The 1,520-nt window shown below is 73.6% G+C and carries 2 protein-coding genes; one reads left to right on the top strand and one right to left on the bottom strand.

Features of this window, described 5'->3' with window-relative positions; all coding sequences use genetic code 11:
* Positions 1 to 54: 54 nt before the first annotated feature.
* Complete coding sequence (locus ACME2J_RS22300) at positions 55 to 867, bottom strand: SDR family NAD(P)-dependent oxidoreductase (RefSeq protein ID WP_495547145.1); 813 nt, start codon at positions 865 to 867, stop codon at positions 55 to 57.
* Positions 868 to 917: 50 nt separating this feature from the next.
* Here ACME2J_RS22300 and ACME2J_RS22295 point away from each other — a divergent pair.
* Positions 918 to 1,520, top strand: a 603-nt coding sequence (locus ACME2J_RS22295) for a TetR/AcrR family transcriptional regulator (protein ID WP_495547144.1), incomplete at its 3' end; no start/stop codon positions are given.

The following is a 1,520-nucleotide window of genomic DNA, read 5'->3' as shown; positions in this document are numbered from 1 at the left end:
CGCTCTCCCGGCCCGCCCCCGGCGGTCACGCCTCGAGCGCGAGCTCGGCGTCGATCAGAGCCCCATCAGCGCCGTGACGCCGTGATCGCGTCCGGCGGTGTAGCCGCCGTCGACCGCGAGCGCCTGCCCGGACACGAAGGACGCATCGCTCGACAGCAGGAAGGCCGCGACCGCGGCGATCTCTTCGGGCCGGCCGAAGCGGCGCAGCTTGTGCTCCTCGCGGATGCGCTCGCGCACGACCTCCATCCCCGGAAGGTCGAAGACGCCGCGGAGCATCGGCGTCTCGATGAAGCCCGGGCAGATCGCGTTGGCGCGGATGCCGCGCCCGCCATAGTCGATGGCGACGTTGCGGGTGAGGAGCACGACGCCGCCCTTGGACGCGTTGTAGGCGCTGCCGCCGGCCGTGCCCTCCAGCCCCTCGATGCTCGCCACCGTCACGACCGAGCCGCGCTCGCCGGAGACGGGCTCCTGCTCGAGCATCTGGCGGACGGCGTGCTTCGCGACCAGGAAGGTGCCCTTCAGGTTCACCTCGAGGACCGGGTCCCAGCCCGAGCCGGCGTCGAGCAGGTGGACGGGTCCGCCGCCGGCGATCCCGGCCGCGTTCACCACGCCGTCGAGGCGCCCCCAGGCGGCGACCGCGAGCGCAACCGCGGCCGCGACGTCCTCCTCCCGCGTCACGTCCGCGGTGAGGAAGCGGAAGCGCTCGGCTGCGTCGTCCGCCCCGCCCCCGGCGACGGCGGCCGGCGGCGCCGCCCGGTCCGCGCCGACGACGCGCGCCCCCTCGGCGAGGCAGCGCTCGACGGTCGCGAGCCCGATGCCCGACGACGATCCGGTGACGAGAACGCTCTTGCCCGCAAGACGCGACATGGCCGACCTCCCTTGCGCCGCCTTTATACAACTTGATAGAGATTGTTCAAATGTCCAAGGTCCACGCCGCCGCCTCGACCGCCGGCCGCATCCTCGATGCGGCGGAAGCGTGCATGCGGCGCTTCGGCGTGCAGCGCTTCTCGATGGCCGACGTCGCGGCCGCGGCCGGGGTGTCGCGCGGCTCGGTCTACTTCCACTTCCCCGACCGCGACGCGCTGCTGCGCTCCGTTCTCGCCCGCGCCGCCGACCGTTTCGTCAGAAGCAGCGAGGCCGCGGTCCGGGCAAGGCGCACGCTGGCCGCGCAGGTCGCCGAGGCGGCGGTCTTCATCCGCGAGCACATGCACGACGGCGCGGCGCCGCAGACGCCCGGCGGCAGCGACACGCTGCTCGCGACGCTCTTGACGGCCAACCTCGAGGGGACGGTCGCGAGCTGGGTCGACTTCTGGCAGCCCTTTCTCGCCGAGGCCGCCGCGCGCGGTGAGATCCGCGCCGGACTCGACCGGCGCGAGGCGGCGGAGTGGATCGTCCGCATCATGCTGTCGCTCGCGGTGATGCCGTCCGCCGTCGTCGACCTCGACGACGCGCAAGCGGTGCGCGGCTACGTGAGCCGCTACATCGTGCAAGGCCTCGCCCCGCGGGCGAGCACCCAACGG

This window comes from Paraconexibacter sp., assembly GCF_059438195.1.
This window is presented reverse-complemented; position numbering and strand designations above follow the sequence as displayed.